The sequence below is a fragment of the Candidatus Sulfotelmatobacter sp. genome (genome assembly GCA_035498555.1).
Classification (GTDB): Bacteria; Eisenbacteria; RBG-16-71-46; order RBG-16-71-46; family RBG-16-71-46; genus DATKAB01.
Genome location: DATKAB010000025.1, coordinates 1 through 21,955, shown reverse-complemented (window position 1 = coordinate 21,955; position 21,955 = coordinate 1). Strand labels below are relative to the sequence as shown.

Here is a 21,955-nt window from a genome sequence, read left to right as displayed (position 1 = left end):
CTCTTGACGCGAGCCACCTCTCGAGCCCCGGGGATTCGAAACATGCGCAGGTTCTGCGCCCTCTGCTTCGCCGCGCTGACGCTGATCTCTCTCGGCGGTTGCGCCTCGGTCGGACTCACACCGGTCACCCCCACGCAGCCGGTGGCGCGCCAGCTCTTGAAGCCCGAGTACCGGGTCTTCTACGACGCGCTGAAGGACTACGGCGAATGGGTGCTGATCGAGCCGGCCGGCTTCGTGTTCCGGCCCAACGTGGTCTGGAATCAATGGGAGCCATTCGCCGACGGCTTCTGGGCTCCGACCGACCTCTACGGCTGGGTGTGGATCTCGTCCGAGCCGTTCGGCTGGGCGACCTATCACTACGGCAACTGGTTCTTCGACCAGTTCCAGGGCTGGGTGTGGGCCCCGGGCAGCGACTGGGGGCCGGGCTGGGTGCGATGGGAGACGACCGGACAGTTCGTGGGCTGGGCGCCGCTGCCTCCTCCTTCCGGCTACGACCTGAACGGCAGCACCCTGGGTGCCTCTCCGCCCAGCGCGGTCCATTTCGCGCCGGTGTCCGCGCTCGGTTCGACCGATCTGTCGCAGCACGTGGTCTCGGCGCAAAAACTGGGATCGGCCGCGAGCGAGGTGAAGCCGATCCGCAATCTCGCCGAACGTGACGGCGTGACCATCAATCTCGGGCCGCCGATCGAAGCCGTCGAGCGACAGACCGGGCCGCTGCCGCGCGTTCGCGTCGAGGACCTGGTGCCGAACGATCTTGCGCGGCGGCCCGCGCCGAAGCCGGCCGCAGGAACGGGCGGCGCTTCCGCTGCGCCCCCGCCCACGATCAAGCCGGCCGGCGAGCCGCTGGCGCCCGACGATCCCGCCGAGATCACGCGGCGCGCCGCGGTGCAGGCCGCCGATGAAGCGCGCAGGATCTCCAACTCGCCGGGAATCGTGCCGGGGACGTTGTCTCTGGTGCGCCCGCTCTACGGACCGAAGCCGGCGTCCGGCGCGGCCAAGTCGGCGCCGCATGCCGCGGGGCCCAAGAGCCTCCCGGCCGCAGCCGACTCGACTCACTGAACGCGCGCTGCATGGTCGCGCTCACCGCCGCCGCGCGAATTCGCCAGCGTGCGGTTGCGCTCGGCTTCGAGGACGCTCGATGGGCGACCGTTTCTCCCCTCGAGGGGGCGGAGCGCTACGAAGCCTGGCTCGCGGCCGGGATGCACGGCGGCATGGACTGGCTCGCCACCGCCGAAGCCCGCGAGCGCCGCGCCGACCCGACCCGCCTCCTGCGCGACGTGCGGAGCGTGGTGTGCGTGGCGCTCTGCCACTCGCCGAGACGCGACGAGTCGCGCGATCTGCGCCTTGGGCGCATCGCCCGCTACGCCGCCGGCGACGACTATCACGCGTTGATGAAAGAGAAGCTCGGGTCGCTCGCGGACTTCGTCGAACACGAAGCGCTGCCGGGATCGCGCGCACTCTGGTACTCGGACACCGGCGCGATCCTCGAGCGCGGCTGGGCCGAGCGCGCCGGCCTCGGCTGGATCGGCAAGCACAGCGGGCTGCTCTCCCAAACCCTCGGCTCATGGTTCCTGCTCGGCGAGCTGCTCGTGGATCGTCCGCTCGAGGCCGATCTCCCGCTCGCGCGCGAGCGCTGCGGCGCCTGCACCCGCTGCCTCGACATCTGTCCGACACGGGCGATCGTCGCGCCCTACCGGGTGGACGCGCGCCGCTGCATCTCCTATCTCACCATCGAACATCGAGGCGTGATCCCGCGCGAGCTGCGAAGCGCGATCGGCGACTGGGTCTTCGGCTGCGATCTCTGTCAGGAAGCCTGCCCCTGGAACCGCTTCGCGCCGGAAGCCCGCGACGCGCGACTTCAGGGACGGGCGCTCGATGGCTGGACCCTCGAGCGTTTCCTAACGCTCGATGCGGACGCCTTCGACCGCCTGTTCGCCGGCAGCCCGATCCGCCGCGCCGGACGTGACGGGTTCCTGCGCAACGTGTGCGTGGCGCTCGGGAACCGGGGCGAGCGCGCCTCGCGCCCGGCGCTCGAGCGCGCGCTGCGCGCGGACCCCTCGTGGCTGGTGCGGGCGCATGCCGCCTGGGCGCTGGGCGAGATCCTCCCGGTCGAACCTCCGGAAAGCTCTCCGGTACTGCTCGAGGCACGGGCTTTCGACGTGTCGGAGACGGTGCGCGAGGAAGCCGATCAAGCGCTGAAGCGCGTCGGCCGAAGCACCGATACCTCGCGGGTATGACGCGCTCCCACCGACTGGCCGCGCTCACCTTGTTCGTCGCGGTCCTTGCGCCGGCCATCGCGCCGTCCGCCCGCGCCGCGGCACCGCGGCCGGTCGTCGCGGACAGCGCGTGGACTCGGTGCGGCGCGCCGGTCTCGGTGGGTCCCGGCGAGCGGACCAACGCGATCGCGCTGAGCGATGACGGCGGCGGACTGTTCGCCGTCTGGCAGCGAGTCAATCCGGTCAGCGCTCACACCGATCTCTGGGCGCAACACCTCGATTCGAGCGGCGCGCAGGTCGCGGGCTGGGGTCCCAGCGGCCTGGCGCTGTGCACGGCGGTCGGCGACCAGACCGACCCGGTCGCGATTCCCGACGGTGCCGGCGGTTTCATCGTCGCATGGGCCGACAACCGCGCCGACTCCTCGGGGCTCGGCAATCCCGACATCTTCGCGCTGCGGGTGGACGCGAGCGGGTCCGTGGTCGCCGGCTGGACCGCGGGCGGCACTCCGCTCACCGTCTCGTCGCGCGCGCAGGCGCATCCGGCGATCGCGACCGATGGTGCGTCCGGGGCGTTCGTGGCCTGGGAGCAGCCCGCAGCGAATCCCGCGGACGTCGAGATCGTGCTGCAGCACGTTCTGGCGGGCGGCGTGATCGCTCCCGGCTGGCCCGACAGCGGCATGGCGATCGCCGGAGGGTCCGGGCAGCGCGGCTCGCCGACAGTCGTGAGCGATGGCGCCGGCGGGGCGCTGGTCGCCTGGTACGACACGCGGGGCGGCAACAGCGCGATCTTCGCTCAGCGCGTCGCGGCGGATGGCTCGGCGCAATGGATCGCCAACGGCCTGCAGGCCTGCGGCAGCGCCCGCTCTCAGGTCACGCCACGCGCGGTTGCCGATGGTGCGGGCGGCATGCTGATCGCGGTCCAGGAATGGATGATCGGCGATTTCAACAGCGTGGACGTGGTGACGCAGCGTATCGACGACACCGGGGCTCCGGTCGCGGGCTGGCCGGGGAGCGGCGTCGGCGCCTGCTCCGCGAGCGGCGCCCAGGTCAATCACCGGATCGCCAGCGACGGAGCCGGCGGCGCCTACGTGAGCTGGGACGACTTTCGATCCGGCGCCTCGCGCAGTTTCGTCCAGCACGTTCAGCCGGACGGCACCATCGCCCCCGGTTGGAACGCGAACGGCAACGCGGCGGGAAGCGATCCCGTCGAGCAGAGTGAGACCGACTTGATCGCCGATGGCGTGGGCGGCGCGCTGGTGGCGTGGACCGAGGCGTCGGACGCGGTCGTGGCGCAGCGACTCGCTCCGGGCGGCTCGCCGTCCTTCGGCTGGGCCGCGTCCGGGACGACGCTGTGCGCCGATCACGCGCAATTCACGCCCGCGCTCGCCAGCGACCTGCAGCGAGGCGCGTTGGTCGTCTTCTCGGACGATCGCGATGGCCCGACCCCCGAGTTGTTCGCCAGCCACGTGACCCAGGACGCTCTGGTGCCCGCGTTGCTGGCGCTGTCGAACTTGTCGGAGACGCCGCACGCCGTCAGCCTGTCGTGGTCCGGGGCACCGGCCGGCGCTCCAGCGGAGCTGTGGCGTGCGCGCGACAGCGAAGCCTGGGCCTTGATCGCGCAGCCCCTCGCCGACGGCACCGGCTCGATCCGCTACCAAGATCGCGACGTGTCGCCGGGCGAGCGCCTCCGCTATCGGCTCGAGCTGGTGGGAAGCGCGGCGCCCACGATCGAGACTCAGGTCCGGGTGCCGGCGCTCGAACCCTTCGCGATCACGCGCGTCGAGCCCAATCCCAGCCCGGGCCGCTTCACGCTCGCGATCGCCTCACCGGTGGCGGCGCCGCTCCGCGTCGAGCTCCTCGACGTGGCCGGTCGGCGCGTGGCCGCGAGCGCGATCGAGGCGGCGGTGGGCGAGAACGCGATGCCGTTCGGCGATGGACGGCCGTTGTCGCCCGGAGTCTACACCGTGCGCGCGGTGATGGGCGGCGCGATCGCCGCGACGCGCAGGGTGTGCATCGTCCGCTAACGAAGCGGCCGGTCGCCCTCGCGGGCGGCCGGCCGTTCGACCTTCGGAAATCGCGTTAGTTACCGAGCAGGATCGAGGTCAGCTTGCGCTGATCGTTTCCGGCCCGCAGCCGATAGAAGTAGACGCCCGCACGCACCCGGTTGCCGCTGTCATCCGTTCCGGCCCACGACTTCTCGTAGGTGCCGGCCGGCATCTGGCCATTCACGATCGTCGCCACGCGACGGCCCAGCAGATCGAACACCGCCAGGTCGACGTGCGCCGCCGTGGGCAGCGAGAAGTTCAGGTGCTGGGTGTGTGCCGGATTGGGGAATACCGCGAACGACAGCTCGCCGAAGCTCTGCGGGCCCACCGCCGTCGACGGATTGGTGATGTCTGCGGCCGAGCGCGGGCAGATGCGGAAACACGCCTGGCTGCGGCCGAACCCCGAGGTGGTGTAGTGCATCACGCCGGTCACGTTGATCTGCGAGCCGACCGCCGGGTAGTTCGGGTTCGAGAGCGAATAGGCGCCCAGCGCGTTGTTCTGGCTCTCGACCATGATCGTGTCGCCATTGGCGGGCGACTGCCCCACCACGTCGAACCCGCGCATCGCGTCGGTTCCGGTCCGCGGGGTCACCACGGTCACGTTCTGAAGCCGGACCAGATCCGACATGTAGTCGTAGCCGTCGTTGAGGTTCTGGTTCGCGTCGCAGGTGTCGCGCGCGACCGTGTGGACCAGCATCGACGGCGGCGAGGGCACGCCCGGGTTGCCCTGCTCCTGGACGTACGTGATCGCCGCGAACTCCTTCTCCATGTAGTACAGCTCGGCGGCGCCCGCCAGCAGGTAGCGATGGCCGAGGGTGAGCGCCTGCGGCGGGGCGAACACCGTCACGCCGCGGGCATTGGAGGGATTGTCATCCTCGAGGTAGTAGAGGTTTCCGAAGACACCGCACACGATGCCGCTGATCGAGGAGCGCGGCCCGAACTGGCCGTTGGTGAACTGCCCCAGCGGCCCGCAGTACTTGGACCGGTCCTGGCACGGACTGGCCGCCAGCGAATCGGGATCGGGTGACGAGATCTCGTTGCACGAGAGCACGCCGGCGAGGAACGAAATCGGCACCGGCGTGGTCATCGAGACCAGGTTCGCGCTGCCGCGAACATTGCTCACCGTCACGGTCTCGGACTGCCCATGGCTGAGGCCGGTTCCGGTCACGGTCAGGATGACGGCAGTGGGGCCGTCCATCACCGCACTGGTCACGGTACCGAACGAACCCAGCGAGTAGTTGGGAATGCTGTCCGCCGACGAGGGAACCACAGGGCGATCGAACACGACCCGATACTGGTTGTCGGCGATCGCATAGGCATCCGCGACGCCCGGCGCCACCACGTCGACCACGTCGTTGGCGTCGCGCGGCATGATGCGCCAGCCACGAGCGGCGCTGTTCACGATGCCGGAGATCGAGGTGAGGACGGTTCCTACGGCCGGCGGGACGATGCTAGTCAATTTGGCGTAGTCGATGAACACCGAGTCGCTGGGCGCCGCGTCACGCACCACCAGCATGCCACCGGTCGCGAGCCCCACAGTCCGCGCCACACGAACCGGGCCATCCAGGGTCACCAGGCTGCTCATGTACGGCGCGATCACAGTGTTGGTCGGCGTCTCAACGAAGTCGGTCGTGTTTCCGTGGAAGAACGGAGGCATCGGATTGCCCGAGCTGCGCTTGCTCAGGATGATGTTGGGCGACGAGAAATTGTTGTTTGGTGATTCGAGCTCGACGTCGCCGAAATAGTTCGCGACGACCGCGTACTCGACCACGATCGAGTCGCCACGATTGAAGCCGTAGGGTGCGCGGAAGTTGGTGCCGTGCGTGAACACATCGATGCCGGCGAGCTTTCCGGTCGGTCCGCCGCCCGACATCTCGACGTAGATATCGAAGCCGGTCGGGTTTTCATCGAAGCCGGTGATGATTCCGCCGACGCCGAGCACGGTGTCACCCGGCGAGCCGGTGGTGTTGGGCGTCGTCGGAGCGCACGGGTCGAGGGTGTTGAGCAGTGTCTTCAGCCCGACGATGGTCATTGTGTCGGTGCAGGTACCCCCCGGGCCCGGCGGGAACTTGTTGAGGGCGAGGGCGGAGTTGACTGCCAAACAAAGCGTGGCGGTGACGAGAGCAGCGATCGTCCATTTCTTCATGTCGCACCCCTCTGAGGTGAAAAGCAGCGAAAACCGGTGGATGGGGTTGCAGCGCTTGAGTTGCCGCTAGGCAGGGCGGCAAGAGACTGCAGTGAAACGACTACTCCCTGAACCGGGTGACCGGGTACAGCCCAGAACCTAACCGAGCGGCTGACAGAAGCCGAACAAAAACGGCATTTGCGGGATGTTAACAGAACGTATCGCCGTGGTGGGGGGAGAACTCGGCCGCCGGCCGATGCTCTCAATCTCGCTATGGCGTCGTAAGTCCAAGGCGGGCAAAGATTTTCATGAGGACGAAGGTGGCGCGCTGAGAGAAAGTGCCCTGAGAAATCGTTCCCGAGACCAGCGGGTAGGTCTGGACGATGAAGCGCCCGCCGCGAAGCTGGGGCACATCCAGGCCCACGGGCATGTCGATGGTATTGCCCTGTGAAGCGGCACCGGCGGAGAGCAAGAACAGGATCTGCGACGAATTGTAGTTCCGGAATCCGCGCAAGCCGATCACGTTGCGCAGGTTCAGCAGGCTGTCGTCGAGCTGGGCGCTGTGGAGCACGGCCGGCACCGACGAGGTGAGCCCCCAGGCGGCCGAAGAGTCGGGCGGCTGCGGGTATTGCGAAACTCCCGAGCAACGCAGGTACTTGTTGGTGAAGTCGGCCGAAAGCCCGCCCGCGGTGCTCTGAGCCGTCGTCAGGTTCAGCGACTCGATGTAGACGCGGCCGCCGTTGTCGAGGTAGGGGCCGATCCCGTCGCCGTAGTTCGCGAGCGTGTTCGAAAACAGCGACTGCTCGCCCCGATACCAGACGACGGTCTCGAACTGCTCGAAGGTTTGCTCGAGATCCTTGGCCGAGCGGAACGGATGGCTCGTATCCAGCCGGAGCATCGACCACTGGTCCGGCGCGACTGCGCTCCGCGCCACGGCGTTGGCGTAGAGCGTGTCGCAGCGGAATCGCGCGGGCGCCGGCTGCTTGTTGGCGACGGGAACGTCGTCCACGTCCTCGATCAGGAGCAGCCGCGCACGCGTGCCGGTGACCGGCGCTCGCACGTACCAGGTCACGTTGTCGATCGGTCCGGCGAGCCCGCCATCGTCCACACCCTCGATGTAGAGGGTGCGGAATCCGGACCGATAGCTTCCGCCCTGCAGGAAGAGCGAGCTCGGCAGCGTCATCCCGGTCGATTGGGTGATCTGAGGACTGGCCGACTGGCCGTCGAGCCACAACATGTAAACCACGCGGGTCGGGTCCCCGTCCGGATCGAGCACCGACCAGTCCACGGTGACCGACGCAAACGTGGTGTCGGAATGGTCGCCGGGATTCGGTTTGCCCACGAACTTCACAATTGGCGGGCGGTTGCGGAACTCGAATTGCTCGATCGCGGGGCTCGGATCGCGCACCCCGTGGTCGTTGATGGCGCGCGCCTCGAATACCGCCGAAGTGCCGCGGGTCGGCGTGTAGACCGTGAGCAGGGTGTCGGTATGCGTGGTGAACCGCCACAGGGAGTCGGCCGGCGCCAGCGGATTCAGGAGCCGGACCTCGTAACCGCTGATGTAGCCGCCGGCGTCACTTCCAAACCAGAATAGATGGACGACGTGATTGACCGTGTCGACCGGCCCCTGCACGAACAAGATCGTGTCCGGAAGACTGGTGGGTTGAACGACACCCTTCAGCCCGCAGCCGACCAGCACGGCGATCGCGCCGGCGAGCAGGATTCCGATCGGCAGGAAGCGTCGCATCTCAGAAGCTCTCTCGATCCGACTTGAGAATCAGCAGCTTGCCGGTCTGACGGTTCCCGTTCTGCTTGTCCTTCACCGCCCAGATGTAGAGCCCGCTGGCGACCGCCTGCCCCCAGCGGGTGATCATGTCCCAGCCAAAGGTCGTCCCCGACATGACCGCCGGGAGATCGGTCCCGGTGCGGACGATTCCGCTCGCGTTGGTGCCGTTGTAGCTCGAGCCATCGAAGTCGGTCGAATACACGAGATCTCCCGAGAGCGTGAAGATCTGAATCGTGCACTTGGTCGGCAGACGCGTGAAGAACACGTAGTGATCACGCGCCTGCTGGCCGCGATCCCAGGCCGCTTCCACCTTGTAGGGGTTGGGGAACACCGAGACGCCGCCCGAGGCCTCGCTCGGTGCGGGTCCGGGTATCGCCATCTGCTCGTTCTGCGAAGTGCCGCTCTCCAATGACTCGATGTCGGGATTGCCCAGATCGTAGGCGGTGACGGCGGCAAAGTACTTGAAGCCGTCGCGCAGATTCGAAATCTGGAATCGGTAGTCGAAGTGCTGGCCATCCGCGAACGTGGTATCGAAGGCCACCCGGCCGAATCCGGTGTTGTATCCGGTGGTGTCGTGCGGGGACGTCGCCAGGTCGTACTGCGCGGCCAGGTTGAGTGTGTCCCGATTCTCGCCCACGTAAACGCGGTAGCCCTCGAAATCCTTGCCGATCGCCGACGTCGGATCGATGAAGTCCTCGGGCGCGCGGTTCCAGTACAGATCGAGTCCATTGGCGCGCGGTACGAGCCGCAGACTTGGGGACGGCGGCGGCACCGGGACCTTGTAGTGCAGGTCGTAGGCGCGTTTGGCGACCACCGCTCGCCGCGAGAGATCGGCGTAGGTGAGTCCGCCAATGTAGGCGTAGTCGATCGAGATGCTGTCGCCGGGATTGATGGTCCGGAACGGTCCGACCGCGAGCAGCTCGACCGGGTCACCGCTCACCGGGGCCAGCGAGTCGGGCAGCGGATCGATCGACTGCCGGACGCCGGTCGACATCAGGCCGTATTTCAGACTGTCGTCGCCTCGCGCCACCGCGCCCGGCGTGCCGGTGGGCGCGAAGTTCCATGCCGCGAACGTGATCTTCTTGTCGGTGGTATCGCGGAAGTTGCCCGGCCGCACTCCCAGCAGGCTCACCGCCGCAATCTCCGGAACCAGATCGAAGCGGCATTGCGCCGGGAACGGACGGCCCTGGCAGTAGCGCTCGGTCACCATGCTCACCGAGTCCACCCAGGTGATGTACTTCTTCGAGAACCAGCCGGTCGGCGGGTACGAGTTCTGCAGCTTCATGTTGCCGCTGGCCAGCTCGTCGTACATCCCGAACCACACGTCCTGCAGCGGCGGCCCATTGTTGTGCACCACGTAGTGGAAGATCACGAAATGCGCGTAGTCGGAGAACGACCACTCGTAGGTGTACTGGTTGACGACCACGTTGAGCGGCCGGTGCTGGATGAGGACGTTGGCCGGCAGATCGCTGTAGGACGAAATGCAATCCAGCTCGCTCACCGCGCCAGAGTCGAAGTAGAAACTGTTCGGCAGCGTCGAGCGCGCCGCGACATAGGTGCCGGCCGGGGTGAACTCCTGCGAGGGCGGATGCGTGCCCCCCGCGAAGCCGTCCTCGGCCGCGGTGGACACCCCGATGAACGCGCCGTTCTCGTCGGCCGACACCGCGCCGATCCAGGGACCGCCCCGCACCATGTGCATGTGACCGGACCCGAGCGGATATTCGAACGAGGGCGCGAACGAGCTGAAATTCGTGCCGATGAACCCATAGTTGGTGAGGGTCAGGCCGAGCTTGTTCCCGTTCTGGACACGAACCGCGTACAGAATCGAATCGGACTGGGCGGTCTGTGTCGCCGCCGACGGCGCGACGAATCCCCGCGGCGGGGTGTGATCCTCGTCGGCCCGGGACCGCGCCGCGATCAGCGAGGCGGTCAGCGCCAGTCCCAGCAGGATGCGCAAGCGCTTCATGGACGCCTCTGGTATCGAATGACCTGGCCGCGACCCGCATCAGCGACATAGGCAAGAGAGTCGAGCACACCGATCGCGATCGGATCCAGCAGGGGGAGGTCGTCGGAATTCCTCTCGACGTTGACGACCTGGAGGTACTGGCCCGACGCGTCGTAACGCAGCACGCGCTGGTTGAACCGGTCCACGACGAACAGGGACCCGCCGTTATCCACCGCCACCCCCTGCGGCCCGCTGAAGCTGGTGCCGGTCGGGGTCTCGCTGCCGTCCATCGAGGTGATGCCGTAATTCGGCATCCCGGTGCCGATCAGCTTGGCCTTGTTGTTCCCACGATCCGCGATGAACAGGGAGCCGCCATAGAGCGGCGACCAGTCGATGCCGCGCGGGTCGATCACCGACGAGCTTCCGGTGCCATCGTGCGCCAGCCAGGTGGTGTCGCGGTGCCAACTGGCGCCCGGCATGTTGATGTCGTCCGGCACCACCCCTGGGTAGCGCGGCCCGCGAGCGTAGCGATAGATCCGGGAGATGAACTTCCGGGTGCGGATGCGCTGATCGGTCGTCAGCGTATCGAGAATCACCGCGATTCCCGACACGTAGACGTTGCCGAAGATGTCGGCCGCGATTCCATTCACGTAGGCGAAGGTCGTGTCGGTGAACGTGGAGAGCGTATCGCCGCCGGTGAGCGGGTACTCGCGGACCCGCCAGGTCGCGGTGTAGTCGAAGATGATGCTCTGTTGTCCGTGGCGCAGCGTGTCGGCCTCGCAGGTCCCGCGACTGGGATCGAACTTGGCCTGGCACGAATCTCCCTCGTCGAGCACGAAGATCAGATTCACCGCGGAAGTCAGCGCGACCGGGTTGAACAGGGTCCGCGGCGGCTGAAACGCCGGGGCGCCGATGGGATTGGGCTGAGTGAGCGGGTAGCGCCTGACCTCGCCGCGCGGAACCGAGGGGCTTCCGGTGCCCCCGTAGTTGAACAGGAAGAACATCTCGACGCCCGGCGGCGGGATCAGCAGGATGTCGCGGATGCCGTTCAGGTTCTTCCAGGTCGCGAGCATCTGGTAGCTCTTGTCGGTCGGGATCACGCGGGCCGCATGCGTCTCGGTGGGGAGCTTGTAGTTGCCCCCACAGCCCATGGCCGCCCAGACTCCGAGCATCAGCAGGATGGCGAACGCGCGACGCATCAGAACCGGAGCCCCAGCGACAACCTCTGCACGGCGCCGAGGATGCCGGCATCCGTGTAGGCGTAGTCGAGCGAGCCCTTCATCGAAGCGAAGTCCGCGTCGAATCCGGCGCCGGCGCTGAACTTCATGAGATCGGCGTTGGCGTTGTATCCGGTACGCAGCGCGAAGAACTTCCGGTAGCCCCATTCGAGTCCGAACTTGATCTCCTGCTGGTTGTCGGCCGGCTGGGTGACCTCGAACGACGTCGTCACTCGCTGGCTCGAGTTCTCGAGCGGCTCGAACGCCAGCCCGTAGCGGAACGTCATCGGCGGATCGAAGCCATCATAGGAGCGCACCTCGCCGCTGTAGGGCGAAGTGTAGGTGCCGGACGGCTTCAACTCGGACCCGAAGTTGGTGAGCGCGGTCGCGATCCGAATGCTTCCGAGCCCGAGATAGAAGATCGAGCCCACGTCGTAGAGGACCGCGTTGGTCACGGCGCCTCCCACCTGCGAGCCCAGGTCCTCCCGGACGTACTTGAGACCGGCGCCGACCAGCAGCTTGTCGGTCCAGCGGCGGGCGTAGGCAATGCCGGTGACCAGATCGCTGTAGGAGAATTCGCGGCCGGTCCCGAACGGCGCGAGCTCGGTGGTTTCGTCGATGCGCGTGCCCAGTACGCCGAGCTGGATGCCGATCGAGCCGCCGAGCCGCCGGCTGGGAATGACCAGCGTGAGATGGTCATAGTGAACGTCCGCCGGCCAGTCGACGTGAGAGGCCTGGATTTCCTGGCGCTGAAGCGAAGCGAGCCCGGCCGGATTCCAGTAGACCGCGCTGGGGTCGTTCGCGACCGCCACGAACGTCTCCCCCATGCCCACCGCGCGCGCGCCGACGCCGATGCGGAGGAAGCTTCCCGACGCGGTTCCCTCGCGCTGGCTCCCCAGCGCCTGCGCGTTCGCGGACGACCAGCCGGCCGGCAGCAGCGCGACCGCGAGCGCCACCCCTGACCACCGCGCGCGGCGCCGCGAAGGATCAGAGATCGAAATCAATCTGCAATCTCCACTCGGCGCCCGGCCCGTAGTTCGAAGGGTCGTCCACGGTCGCGGTGCGCACGGTCTCGTTGAGTCCGTGCACGTAGTTGGGATCGAACGCGCCCTGCCCCCAGACGTAGCCGCGCCCGGTGACCGGATCGACGCGGTAGATCAGATAGTTGTTGAAGATGTTGAGTCCCTGAAGGCTGATATCGCATCGCGTTCCAAACACCCGGAACCAGCGATCGAGCTTGACGTCGGTCGTGATCTGAAATGGGGCGTTCTGCGAGTAGGGCAGGCCGATCGGGTTCTGATCGTTGATGTCGTAGGGCGTATAGGCGCGTCCCGAGGTGCCCTGCACGTAGACGTTGAAGCCGGTCCGGCGCAGGAACTCGAAATCCTTGGGAGGCGTGTCGTTGAATCGAAGGTCGAGGTTCGCCGTCAGCTTGTGCGGTCGATTCCAGGCCACGAACACCTGCGAGAGCCGGGTGAGCGCGGCCCCGCCGATTTCCTGCAGGGCCGTGTCCTGGTTCGGATCGCCACTCTTTCCCTTGGTCTGCTGGTAGGAATAGCTGAGCTTCGCCGACCAGTTGTTCGAAGGCCGTTTCTCGACCTCGACCTCGACCCCTTTGGAACGCGAAAAATGTCCGTTCAGGTAGACGAAGTAGGCCTGCAGGTTGGTACCGGTGAGCGGGGTCACCAGATTGGCGCTCGGATAGTCGTAAACATCACGAACGAAGAAGGTCAGATTGGCCGCCGCGTTGGGCAGGAACTGGTCCTTGGCTCCGATCTCGTGATTCACCGAGACCTGCGGGTTGAGATTGGGGTTGCCTTGCAACGGGAACGACTCGCTCGAGATCGATCCGAGCTTCGAATAGACGTACCGGTAGGACGGGATTTGCGTGAATTCGCCGTAGTTGAAGAAGAAGCTGCTGTTCTCGGTGATCGGATGCGCCACCATGATGCGCGGCGAGACGTGCACCTTGGTGCGGCGGCCGTAGAATGAATAGGTGTCGGTGTAGAAGCTGTTGCGCTCGCTGATTGGAATGTTGTGCCGGGTGGTGTCGGCCATGGCGCTTTCCGCTTCGCGGCCCACCATCCAGTAGTCGAGTCGCGCCCCGATGTTGGCCACGAATCCCTCGTACTCGAGACGGTCGCGCAGATAGGCGTCGCCCACCCAGGGGTGCACCGACCACAGATCGTGGGATTGTCCGAGTCCACTGGGGTCGTAAACCCACGGGTATTCGATGTCGACGTACTGGACGGTCTGGAACTGGTGCTCGAGCCCGGCTTCGAGCTCGTTGTGGTGCAGACGCTGGGTATAGCCCCACGTCAGTCCCCAGCTCGAGGTACGCCGATCGGACCACTGGTAGTTGTCGCCGCTGTCGTAGAACGCATCGTCGCGGCGCGGATCGCCCTTGGGGAAGTAGCTTTCGTCGTCGGGCGCGACGTACTGCAGGTTGCCATTGGCGTCGGCCCACATCTTGCCGCCGACGTCCTGGCGCTGGGCGAAGAAGTAGTGCGCGACCTGCAACTCGGTATAGCCGCTGACCGACAGGGTTCTGCGCCACAGCAGCGACGACTGGACGTTGTCCTCGAAAAAGGTCGAGGCGTGATCGATTCGGTGCGCCCAGAGCCAGGGGAAGGCCGGATCGCCGAGATCACCGTTGGCGGTCAGGATCGTGCGGCTGAACCCCTGATCGATGGCGATGCGCTTGGAGAAGTTGAAGCTGAGCTTGTCGCTGCTGTTGGGCTTCCAGTTGAGGCCGTAGCGGGCCGCCCAGCGGTTGTCTTCCGTCGGTGCCCACATGTCCGAGTAGTGAAAGGGAATGCCGAAGAACGAATCCTCGTAGCTCGACTTGAGGCGCGGGATGCTGCCGGGGATGTAGGCGACGTAGCGCGTGTCGTAGGTCGAGCCCGACAGGTCGAGAATCGCGGCCATGCTGCCGGGGGGCCTCATGTGCAGCATGTCGAGCAGGCGCGCCCAGAGCGGATCGGGTCCACCCGCGATCAACTGCCAGTTGCGCTGGCCGTAGCTGCCACCGCCCATGGTCAGGCCGCCCTCGAATTTGTCGGTGCCTTCCTTGAGCTTGATGTCGACCACGCCCGAGAGCGCGTTCCCGTACTTGACGTCGTACGCGCCGGTCGAAACGTTGACCTCCGAGACCGATCGAGCGTTCATCTGCCCGGCGGTGGATTGCCCGGTCACCAGGTCGCGGTTCGCGACCCCGTTGACCATGAAAATGGTCTCGTCGGCTCTGCCCCCACGCACGTGAATCTGTTCGGCATCGGTGCTGATGCCGGCCTGCTGCTGGAGCACGTCGCCGACGGTGGTCACGGGGAGGTTGCGAATCTCCTTGGCGGAGACGCTGCGAACCGTGGCCGCCTGCTTCACCTCGACCAACTGCCGCTCGGCCGTCACCTCGACGACCTTTTCCTGGTGGACGACGATTTCCTCGAGCTGGAAATCCACCGGAGTCGGCTTTCCGGCGGCGACCACGACGCCGGGACGCGACTGCGGGCCATAACCCAGGTACTGGACGCGCACTTCCCAGGTGCCGACCGGAACTCCCGACACTACGAATTGGCCTTCGGCGTCGGAGAGCGCTCCCCGCTGGGCGCCCACCACCGTGATGGTCGCGAAGGGCAGGGCGTGCCCGGTCTTCTTGTCCGTGACCTTCCCCGAGATCGTGCTCTTCTCCTGAGCCAGGCCGGGTGAGCTCAGGCAGACGCCCACGAGCAGCAACGTGAGGAGGAAGCCACGCAGGCGAAGGGGCATGAGGTCCGGGAAGTGAGGAGGGCAGGGCACGAAAGGTCGGCCGCAGCTTACACTGTGATGGAAGAAAGTTCATCGCTCGAAGGATCGCCGGGAGCGGGCTGAAACCGCTGGAGTTAGCGTGGCCGAAACCCGGCGATACCGGGCGGAAAGCCGGCCGCGAGGACGTGACCGTACCTAGTCCCGGTGAAGCCGGGTTCCCTCGACCCAGCCTTCGCCGCCCCCGGCGTAGAACTCCTTCTTCCAGATCGGCACCGTGCGCTTCAGCTCGTCCATCGCCCAGCGGCAGGCTTCAAACGCTGGCCCACGGTGCGCGGCGCCCACCGCCACCGCCACGCTCGCCTCGCCGAGCGGCACCTCGCCGAGGCGATGGACGATCACGCAGGTGGCGACCTCGTGGCGCGCCAGAGTCTGCCGCTCGAGCTCCTCGAGCGCGCGCAGCGCCATGGCCTCGTAGGCTTCGTAGGCGAGCCGCAGCACGCGCCGTCCCTGATGGTGATCGCGCGTGGTGCCGAGGAAGAGCGCCACCGCCCCGCAATCGGGACGCCTCGCGCGGCTCAACACCGCGTCGAGACCGATCGGGGCCGTCACCAGCTCAGCCACGGCCCGAGCGCCCTCCGCGCACCGCGCGCCGCATGATCGGCCGGCGCTTCGAGCGGCGCGCGACCTCGCGAAAGCCAGCGGCTTCGAAGGTGCCCACCAATCCGTGCCATGCGAAGGCGGGCGCGTACTCCTTGCCGCGCGCGTCCACCGGGTAGCCCTCGATGAGGCGCGCGCCCCGCCGCTTCGCCCACTCGCAGGCCGCGGCCAGCAGCGCCTTGGTCACGCCCTGCTTGCGAGCCCCACGCGCCACGAAGAAGCAGGGCACCGCCCACACTTCCTGATCGTCCACCGGCTGGAGGATGCGCGAGCGCTCGAAGCGCTTGTACTCGCGCCGCGGCGCGATCGCCACCCAGCCGATCGGCTCGCCGTCCCGGTAGCCGAGCAATCCGGGCGGCGGCCCATCCATGACGAGCTTCCGAAATGCTCGTCGATTGGGCTCGCCGGAGGTCTTGCCCTCGCCGGTCGTGCGCCGCGGCCACATGCACCAGCAACCCGCGCACGCGCCCCGCGGCCCGAACAGCTCGACGAGATCGTCCCAGCGATCGGGAGTGAGAGGCTCGCAGCGCAGCTTGATCCCCGGCACGATCACCCTCCGCTCACCGGCGGCAGCAGCGCGATCTCCGCGCCGTCGCGGAGCGGCGCGTCGGCGGGCGCGAGCACGCCATCCACCGCCACCGCCAAGTGGTCCCACAGGGCGTCGAGGCCAGGATGCCGCGCGCGTATCGCCGCGATCGCCGCGGAGAGCGCGCTGCCGTCGCGCAGCTCGAGCGATTCGCTCGGAACTCCCGAGCGCTCGCGCGCCTGCGCGAAATAGAGAATGGTCACGATCACGCGCACTCCATGGACGTTGAACGGGCCTCGTCGCTATGCTGCCGCGAATGGACGAGCCGAATCAAACGCCGCCCGAGGCGGCGCCGGGGACGGAACCCGGTACCTGGCCCGACCCGTTCACGCCGCCACTTCACGCCCACGTCCCCAGCACGCGCGTCGCGCTGCTTTCCTGGCTCGGTATCCTGGTGGTGTTCGGGGCCGGCGGCTTGCTCCTGGGCCAGCAGGAGCTGGCGCTGCTCGCGGCGCTGGCCGGCGTGTTCGTGGCCGCGAACGTCGCCGACGTGGATCCGCAGTGGCGCGAGCTCTACTACGCGCTCGGTTGGGTGATTCCCGGCCTTGGCTTCGCCGGCGGCATCCTGCTGGGGGTGGATCTATGGAGGAGCGGGTTGCCTCTGACGGCTCGCGCGGCCCTCGTGCTGCTGTGCGCCTGCGCGGCCGGCCTCTCGGTGCTGAGCGTGGCCACGCCGGCCGCGAATCGCATGGCGAAGGTACTGCTCGGCGCCGATCGTCCCGGACACCTGCTGCGGCTGTCGGCGCGCATCGTGGTGCTCACCTTCGCTCTTTCGATTCCGGGGTGGTTCGCGTCGCAGACCGTGCTGGAGGAGCTGCTGCGCGATCCGACCCCGTTGCTCGAGCGCGCCGGTCTCGGCGGGGGACTGATCGGCTACGTACTGCTGGCGTTCGCCGGGGTCGGCTGGCTGGTGCGCCGCGATCTGCGCGAGTCGGCGGCGCGACTCGGGCTTCGCTGGCCGCGGGCCGCCGACATCGTCGCGGCGGCGATCGCGGTCGGCATGCTCTCCGCGCTCAACGTGGGGAGCGAGTGGTTCCAGCAACGTTACTTCCCCGATAGCTGGAAGCTCGATCACCGCATGACCGAGGCGATGGCCTCGGGGATGAGGCCGTGGACCATCGTTCTGCTCGGTTTCAGCGCCGGGATCGGCGAAGAGATCACCATGCGCGGCGCGCTTCAGCCGAAGCTCGGCATCGTGTTGACCGCGGCCTGCTTCGCGGCGCTGCACGTCCAGTACTCGTGGTTCGGAATGATCGTGATCTTCGCTCTCGGCATCCTGCTCGGCGTGGTCCGCAAGCGCACCAGCACCACCGCCGCAATGATCGCGCACGGCGTTTACGACATGCTGGCGGCGCTGATGCCCTAGCGTGTCGCCGGGCGACGCGGCTCGCGCCGGAGCAGCTCCGGATGCTGGGCGGCCACCTGCCGCTCCATGTAGGCCGGCGCGGGGCCGGACGGGCAGTCGTCGTGGGGATGCGAGTTGCTGGCGACCACCAGGATCACCGCCACCGCGATTCCTACCGAGACCAGCACGGCCGTGACCCACTGCCCGCCCGAGGACAGCACCTGAACGTTCTGAATCCGATCGATCGCGATCGAGTCGCTGCCCTGCGGGGTCTCGACCACCAGAGCGGAGGAAATGGGAAGCCGGCCGCGGTTCCAGAGCGCCGCCAGTGAATCGCTGCCCCAGACACGACCCGCCGAGTCTCGGACCGATTCGAACCGTTCGAATGCCTCGGTCTGGAGCTCCGCGCCCGGCTTCGACCGCAGCTCGAGACACCCGACGCCGTAGCCTTCGAGCCAGGCGACCTTCTCGTTGGCGCGCGGCCGGATCAGGATCACCGGGGCGCCGGGACTCGGCCACGCCAGCGTGTCGCCGAGCGCTTGACGGAACTCCTCGACGTGCCGCGCGTACTCGTCAGATCCCATGCGTCGGATCTCCCGGAACTTGCCCGAAATCGGTACGGCGTCGCGCAGGGTGACCAGGATCGTCTCCCCGCCGGTCGCGCGACTGAGCTGGTAGGCCATCGGCGTCTTCGAGTCGGTGTTGTTGGGCGTGCTGATCGAGCGCGGCTCGCCCATGCCTGCGCAACCGTCGAGCTGAACGCCGAGCAGCAGCGCCGCCGCGCCGACGCGAACCCACCGGATCCAACCCGCGTCGGCATGCATGGCGGCCACCGTCGGTCCCTTCTCGATCTATTTTCGCGTGTTGGTGAGGTAGGCCGCGACCACGATCACACCTGCGGTCGCGAGCGCCAGCAGCGTGCCGATCAGCCGACCGCCGACCGAGCGGCGCGCTTCCGTGCTCTGGATGCGGTCGAGCGGAATCGAGCGCCGGCCTGACTTGGTGTCGATTTCGACCTGCGACGCGGTCGGCAGCTGCCCGTGGTCGGCCATCTCGGCAAGCAGCCGGCTGGGCCACAACGTCGCGCGCATGTCGCTCAGGTCGCGGAACGTCTCGAACTCGATCGGCACGATGTCGCGGCCGTTCGGGCCGCGCACTTCGAGGCTACGCATCCCGAAGCCCTCGAGGTGAAAAGTCCCCGACTTGGAATCGCTGAAGTAGACCAGCACGTCGTGACCGGGCGCCGGGAACGGCACGGAATCGTCGCTCGCGGCGCGAAATTGGTCGCAGCGGCGTTGGTAGTCCTCGTTCGACATCCGGTCGACGCCCTGGAATCGGCCGACCACGGTGGTGCTGTCGCGCAGCGAGATCTCCATCGAGCTGCCCGGGACGTTGCGAGTCAGTTCCAGTGCCTTGCGAGCGTAGGGATCGACTGCGCCGCTCGAAGTGCGGACCGGCGTGGACTGCGAGCTGCCGGCGCAGCCCTCGACGGCCAGCAGCATCAGGACCGCGGCCAGTCCCACGCGCAGCCCGTGTTTCCAACGCGTTCGATTTTTCATGCTCGACACTGAACCGGGCAGGCGCCCTAGCTCAGGCTCTCCCCCGGCCTCATGGACACGACTTCGGCCTTGACCCCGAGCTTCTTCAGCTCCTCGCGCAACATCTCGGGAGTTCCGGTCAGCGCCGGAAAGGTGCTGTGATGGGCGGGCACCACGTATCTCGCGCCGAGCGCGCGCACTGCCCACGCCGCCTCGCGCGGCCCCATGGTGTAAAGGTCACCGATCGGCACGATCGCGATCTCGGGCTGGTAGAGCTCGGCGATCATCGGCATGTCCGCGTGCGGCCCGGTGTCGCCGCAAAACAGAATGCGAGTGCCGTCTTCGAGCGTGATGACGTAGCCGCAGGCTTCGCCGCCATAGATCACCTGGCCACCGTCTTCGATGCCGCTCGAGTGGGCCGCGTGCACCATGGTGAACTTGATGCCCTCGACCTCCAGGGTGCCGCCCTTATTCATCGGCAGCGACTGCGACACGCCCTTCTTCTGCAGATAGAGATGGATCTCGAAGTTGCAGACGATCGAAGGCTTGAATTTCTTGGCCAGCGTCACGGCATCGCTCATATGATCGCCGTGGCCATGAGTGATCGCCATCACGTCGATCCCGTCGAGCGTTTTCTGGTCGCGCGGGCAGGCGGGATTGCCCTCGACCCAGGGATCGACGAGCACGGTTTTCGCGCCGCGCGTGCGCAGCTTGAAGGTACCGTGGCCCAGCCAGGTCAGCGTGAAACCGCGATTGAGCTGCGGCATGGTTTCTCCGTGGGGGCGAGAGTCAGCGAGCGGCCGCGGGTACGGGTTCGGTGGCCTCTTCCAGGCGCGCGGTGAAGTGGCGGAGCACCGGTGCCTCGTAGGTGAGCTTCAGGCCTTTCATGCGGTCGGCCTCACGGTAGAGCTGGATCACCGATTCGGCGACGTAGCGCATGTGCTCGGTGGTGTAGACGCGCCGCGGGATCGCCAGTCGCACCAGCTCGAGCCTGGGATACACCATTTCTCCCGATTCATCGCGGTGGCCGAACATCAGACTGCCCACCTCGACGGCGCGGATGCCGAACTCGCGGTAGAGCGCCACCACCAGCGCCTGCCCCGGGAACTGCGACTGCGGAATGTGCGGCAGCATGCGCCGCGCGTCGATGTAGACCGCGTGCCCGCCGACCGGCTTCACGATCGGCACGCCGGCGCGATCGAGCTGGTCGCCGAGCTGTGCCACCTGGCCGATTCGGAAAGCCAGGTAGTCCTCGTCCAGAACCTCGTCGAGGCCGCGCGCCATGGCCTCGAGATCCCGGCCCGCCAGACCTCCGTAGGTCGGGAAGCCCTCGACCAGGATGAGCAGGTTGGTGATGCGCTCGGCCCAGTCGCCGTTGTTGAGCGCGAGGAACCCGCCGATGTTGACGAGTCCGTCCTTCTTGGCGCTCATGGTGCAGCCGTCGCCGTACGAGAAGAGTTCGCGCGCGATTTCGGCAATGCTGCGATCGGAGTAGCCAGCCTCGCGTTGCTTGATGAACCAGCAGTTCTCGGCGAATCGGCAGGCGTCGAAGATCAGCGGCACGCCGTGCCGATTGCATACCTCGCGCACCTCGCGAACGTTGCCGATCGAGACCGGCTGGCCTCCGCCCGAGTTGTTGGTGACCGTGACCATCACCATCGGAATCCGGTCGCGCTTTTCGGCAAGCAACCGCTCGAGCTTGTCGGGGTCGAGGTTGCCCTTGAACGGGTGAAGGGCCTGCGGGTCGAGACCCTCGTCGATGACCAGATCCAGGGCTTCCGCCCGCTGGTGTTCGACGTTCGCCCGCGTGGTGTCGAAGTGAATGTTGTTCGGCACGATGTCGCCGGGCTTGAGCATGGTCGAAAAGAGCAGGTTTTCGGCCATGCGGCCCTGGTGCGTCGGAATCACGTTTCGGTAGCCGAAGATGCGACGAACCGCCTCCGCGAAGCGGAAGAAGTTCTTGCTGCCGGCGTAGGACTCGTCTCCCACCATCAGGCCGGCCCACTGGTTGTCGCTCATCGCCGAGGTCCCGCTGTCGGTGAGAAGGTCGACATAGATGCTGTCGGCTGGAACCGCGAAGATGTTGAGCCCGGCGGCGCGAATCAGGCGCTCGCGCTCCTCGCGCGACACGCGACGGAGAGGTTCGACCACCTTGATTCGAAAGGGTTCTGCAGGAAAGCGCATGGCCTTGCCAGAATAGCCCGCGGCCGGGAGGGCATCAATCGGCGCCGACCGGCAGATTTTCATTGCATGGGGACGCGTGCGTTCCTATGCTCTGTTGGTCGCGATCCCCCTCCTCCGCGACAGTTGAAGCCGAACCGGCGTCTTGCCCGAGATCCCCTCGCTCTCGCGTTCCCCCAGCATCGAGGCCAGCCGCCACCTCAGTACACGCTTTGCGTGGCCGCAAGGTGAGCGTAAGCGCGCCCGGCCACCAGGTGTTGCGCTGCGGAACGTTCGGGCGTGTGCGGGATCGGGGGACTCCAGCGCTCGACACGGGAAGCAGCGCAACTTTCTCGGGAGGGCGGCGCCATGCGCCGCCCTTCCTGTTGGTTGTGCGGCGAAGAATGTTGACGGCCGGATCGGGAGTGTGCCGATCCGGCCAGTTCGTTTCGGCTAGACCGCCAACTTGAGCGAGTGCTGGCGGGGATTGAGGATCGGGCTGGTGGGCACCGCTCTTCGGTAGTACTCCTGCCAGGGCTGGGGCAGCCCCACTCGCTGCGGGAACAGCCTCCACTTCAGGATCTCGCCGAC

Annotated in this window: 17 protein-coding genes; 4 read left to right on the top strand and 13 right to left on the bottom strand. The window is 67.1% G+C overall.

The annotated features are described in order from the left end of the window. Window positions 1–42 precede the first annotated feature (42 nt). From VMJ70_02720 to VMJ70_02710, 3 genes are read left to right on the top strand one after another with little or no spacing between them, the layout of a single operon-like run. Window positions 43–1,059 carry a DUF6600 domain-containing protein gene (locus VMJ70_02720; protein ID HTO90021.1) on the top strand — a complete coding sequence of 339 codons (1,017 nt, stop codon included), beginning with the start codon at window positions 43–45 and terminating at the stop codon, window positions 1,057–1,059. Window positions 1,060–1,070: 11 nt separating this feature from the next. Further along, window positions 1,071–2,237, top strand: coding sequence for a tRNA epoxyqueuosine(34) reductase QueG (gene queG, locus VMJ70_02715; protein ID HTO90020.1), 1,167 nt, complete (start codon window positions 1,071–1,073; stop codon window positions 2,235–2,237). Then, on the top strand, window positions 2,234–4,240 hold the full coding sequence (locus VMJ70_02710; GenBank protein HTO90019.1) for a T9SS type A sorting domain-containing protein: 2,007 nt from the start codon (window positions 2,234–2,236) through the stop codon (window positions 4,238–4,240). The genes queG and VMJ70_02710 overlap by 4 nt, the downstream gene beginning before the upstream one ends. 55 nt (window positions 4,241–4,295) lie before the next feature. Here VMJ70_02710 and VMJ70_02705 read toward each other — a convergent pair whose 3' ends face one another. The 9 genes from VMJ70_02705 to VMJ70_02665 form a co-directional block, all read right to left on the bottom strand. Further along, the gene (locus tag VMJ70_02705) at window positions 4,296–6,407 is read right to left on the bottom strand and encodes a FlgD immunoglobulin-like domain containing protein (protein HTO90018.1); all 2,112 of its coding nucleotides are present in this window, start codon (window positions 6,405–6,407) and stop codon (window positions 4,296–4,298) included. Between the two features lie 250 nt (window positions 6,408–6,657). Further along, entirely contained in the window at window positions 6,658–8,133 is a 1,476-nt protein-coding gene (locus VMJ70_02700) for a hypothetical protein (protein HTO90017.1), read from the bottom strand. A 1-nt stretch (window position 8,134) separates the two neighbouring features. Further along, window positions 8,135–10,138, bottom strand: a complete 2,004-nt coding sequence (locus tag VMJ70_02695) for a hypothetical protein (GenBank protein HTO90016.1) — start codon at window positions 10,136–10,138, stop codon at window positions 8,135–8,137. Beyond that, window positions 10,135–11,316, bottom strand: a complete 1,182-nt coding sequence (locus VMJ70_02690) for a hypothetical protein (GenBank protein HTO90015.1) — start codon at window positions 11,314–11,316, stop codon at window positions 10,135–10,137. The genes VMJ70_02695 and VMJ70_02690 overlap by 4 nt, the downstream gene beginning before the upstream one ends. Further along, the gene (locus VMJ70_02685; GenBank protein ID HTO90014.1) at window positions 11,316–12,290 is read right to left on the bottom strand and encodes a PorV/PorQ family protein; all 975 of its coding nucleotides are present in this window, start codon (window positions 12,288–12,290) and stop codon (window positions 11,316–11,318) included. The genes VMJ70_02690 and VMJ70_02685 overlap by 1 nt, the downstream gene beginning before the upstream one ends. Window positions 12,291–12,321: 31 nt before the next feature. Next, entirely contained in the window at window positions 12,322–15,099 is a 2,778-nt protein-coding gene (locus tag VMJ70_02680) for a TonB-dependent receptor (protein ID HTO90013.1), read from the bottom strand. A 174-nt stretch (window positions 15,100–15,273) separates the two neighbouring features. Then, window positions 15,274–15,699 carry a molybdenum cofactor biosynthesis protein MoaE gene (locus tag VMJ70_02675; protein ID HTO90012.1) on the bottom strand — a complete coding sequence of 142 codons (426 nt, stop codon included), beginning with the start codon at window positions 15,697–15,699 and terminating at the stop codon, window positions 15,274–15,276. Continuing rightward, window positions 15,692–16,282: a GNAT family N-acetyltransferase gene (locus tag VMJ70_02670; protein HTO90011.1), complete on the bottom strand. Its 591-nt coding sequence runs from the start codon at window positions 16,280–16,282 to the stop codon at window positions 15,692–15,694. The genes VMJ70_02675 and VMJ70_02670 overlap by 8 nt, the downstream gene beginning before the upstream one ends. A gap of 2 nt (window positions 16,283–16,284) precedes the next feature. Next, the gene (locus VMJ70_02665) at window positions 16,285–16,530 is read right to left on the bottom strand and encodes a MoaD/ThiS family protein (GenBank protein ID HTO90010.1); all 246 of its coding nucleotides are present in this window, start codon (window positions 16,528–16,530) and stop codon (window positions 16,285–16,287) included. Window positions 16,531–16,577: 47 nt separating this feature from the next. On the opposite strand from VMJ70_02665, the gene VMJ70_02660 reads away from it, so the two are divergent. Continuing rightward, window positions 16,578–17,687 (top strand): CPBP family intramembrane glutamic endopeptidase, encoded by a 1,110-nt coding sequence (locus VMJ70_02660; protein ID HTO90009.1) that lies wholly within the window; start codon window positions 16,578–16,580, stop codon window positions 17,685–17,687. Here VMJ70_02660 and VMJ70_02655 read toward each other — a convergent pair. The 4 genes from VMJ70_02655 to VMJ70_02640 all read right to left on the bottom strand — a co-directional run bounded on the left by VMJ70_02655 (window position 17,684) and on the right by VMJ70_02640 (window position 21,388). Then, on the bottom strand, window positions 17,684–18,499 hold the full coding sequence (locus VMJ70_02655; GenBank protein ID HTO90008.1) for a hypothetical protein: 816 nt from the start codon (window positions 18,497–18,499) through the stop codon (window positions 17,684–17,686). The two genes, VMJ70_02660 and VMJ70_02655, sit on opposite strands and share 4 nt — an antisense overlap. A gap of 18 nt (window positions 18,500–18,517) precedes the next feature. Further along, a complete protein-coding gene (locus VMJ70_02650) occupies window positions 18,518–19,189 on the bottom strand; it encodes a hypothetical protein (GenBank protein ID HTO90007.1) in 672 nt (223 codons plus the stop codon). Between the two features lie 62 nt (window positions 19,190–19,251). Beyond that, the gene (locus VMJ70_02645) at window positions 19,252–19,971 is read right to left on the bottom strand and encodes a metal-dependent hydrolase (protein ID HTO90006.1); all 720 of its coding nucleotides are present in this window, start codon (window positions 19,969–19,971) and stop codon (window positions 19,252–19,254) included. Window positions 19,972–19,993: 22 nt separating this feature from the next. Then, window positions 19,994–21,388: a tryptophanase gene (locus tag VMJ70_02640; GenBank protein ID HTO90005.1), complete on the bottom strand. Its 1,395-nt coding sequence runs from the start codon at window positions 21,386–21,388 to the stop codon at window positions 19,994–19,996. Window positions 21,389–21,955 lie beyond the last annotated feature (567 nt).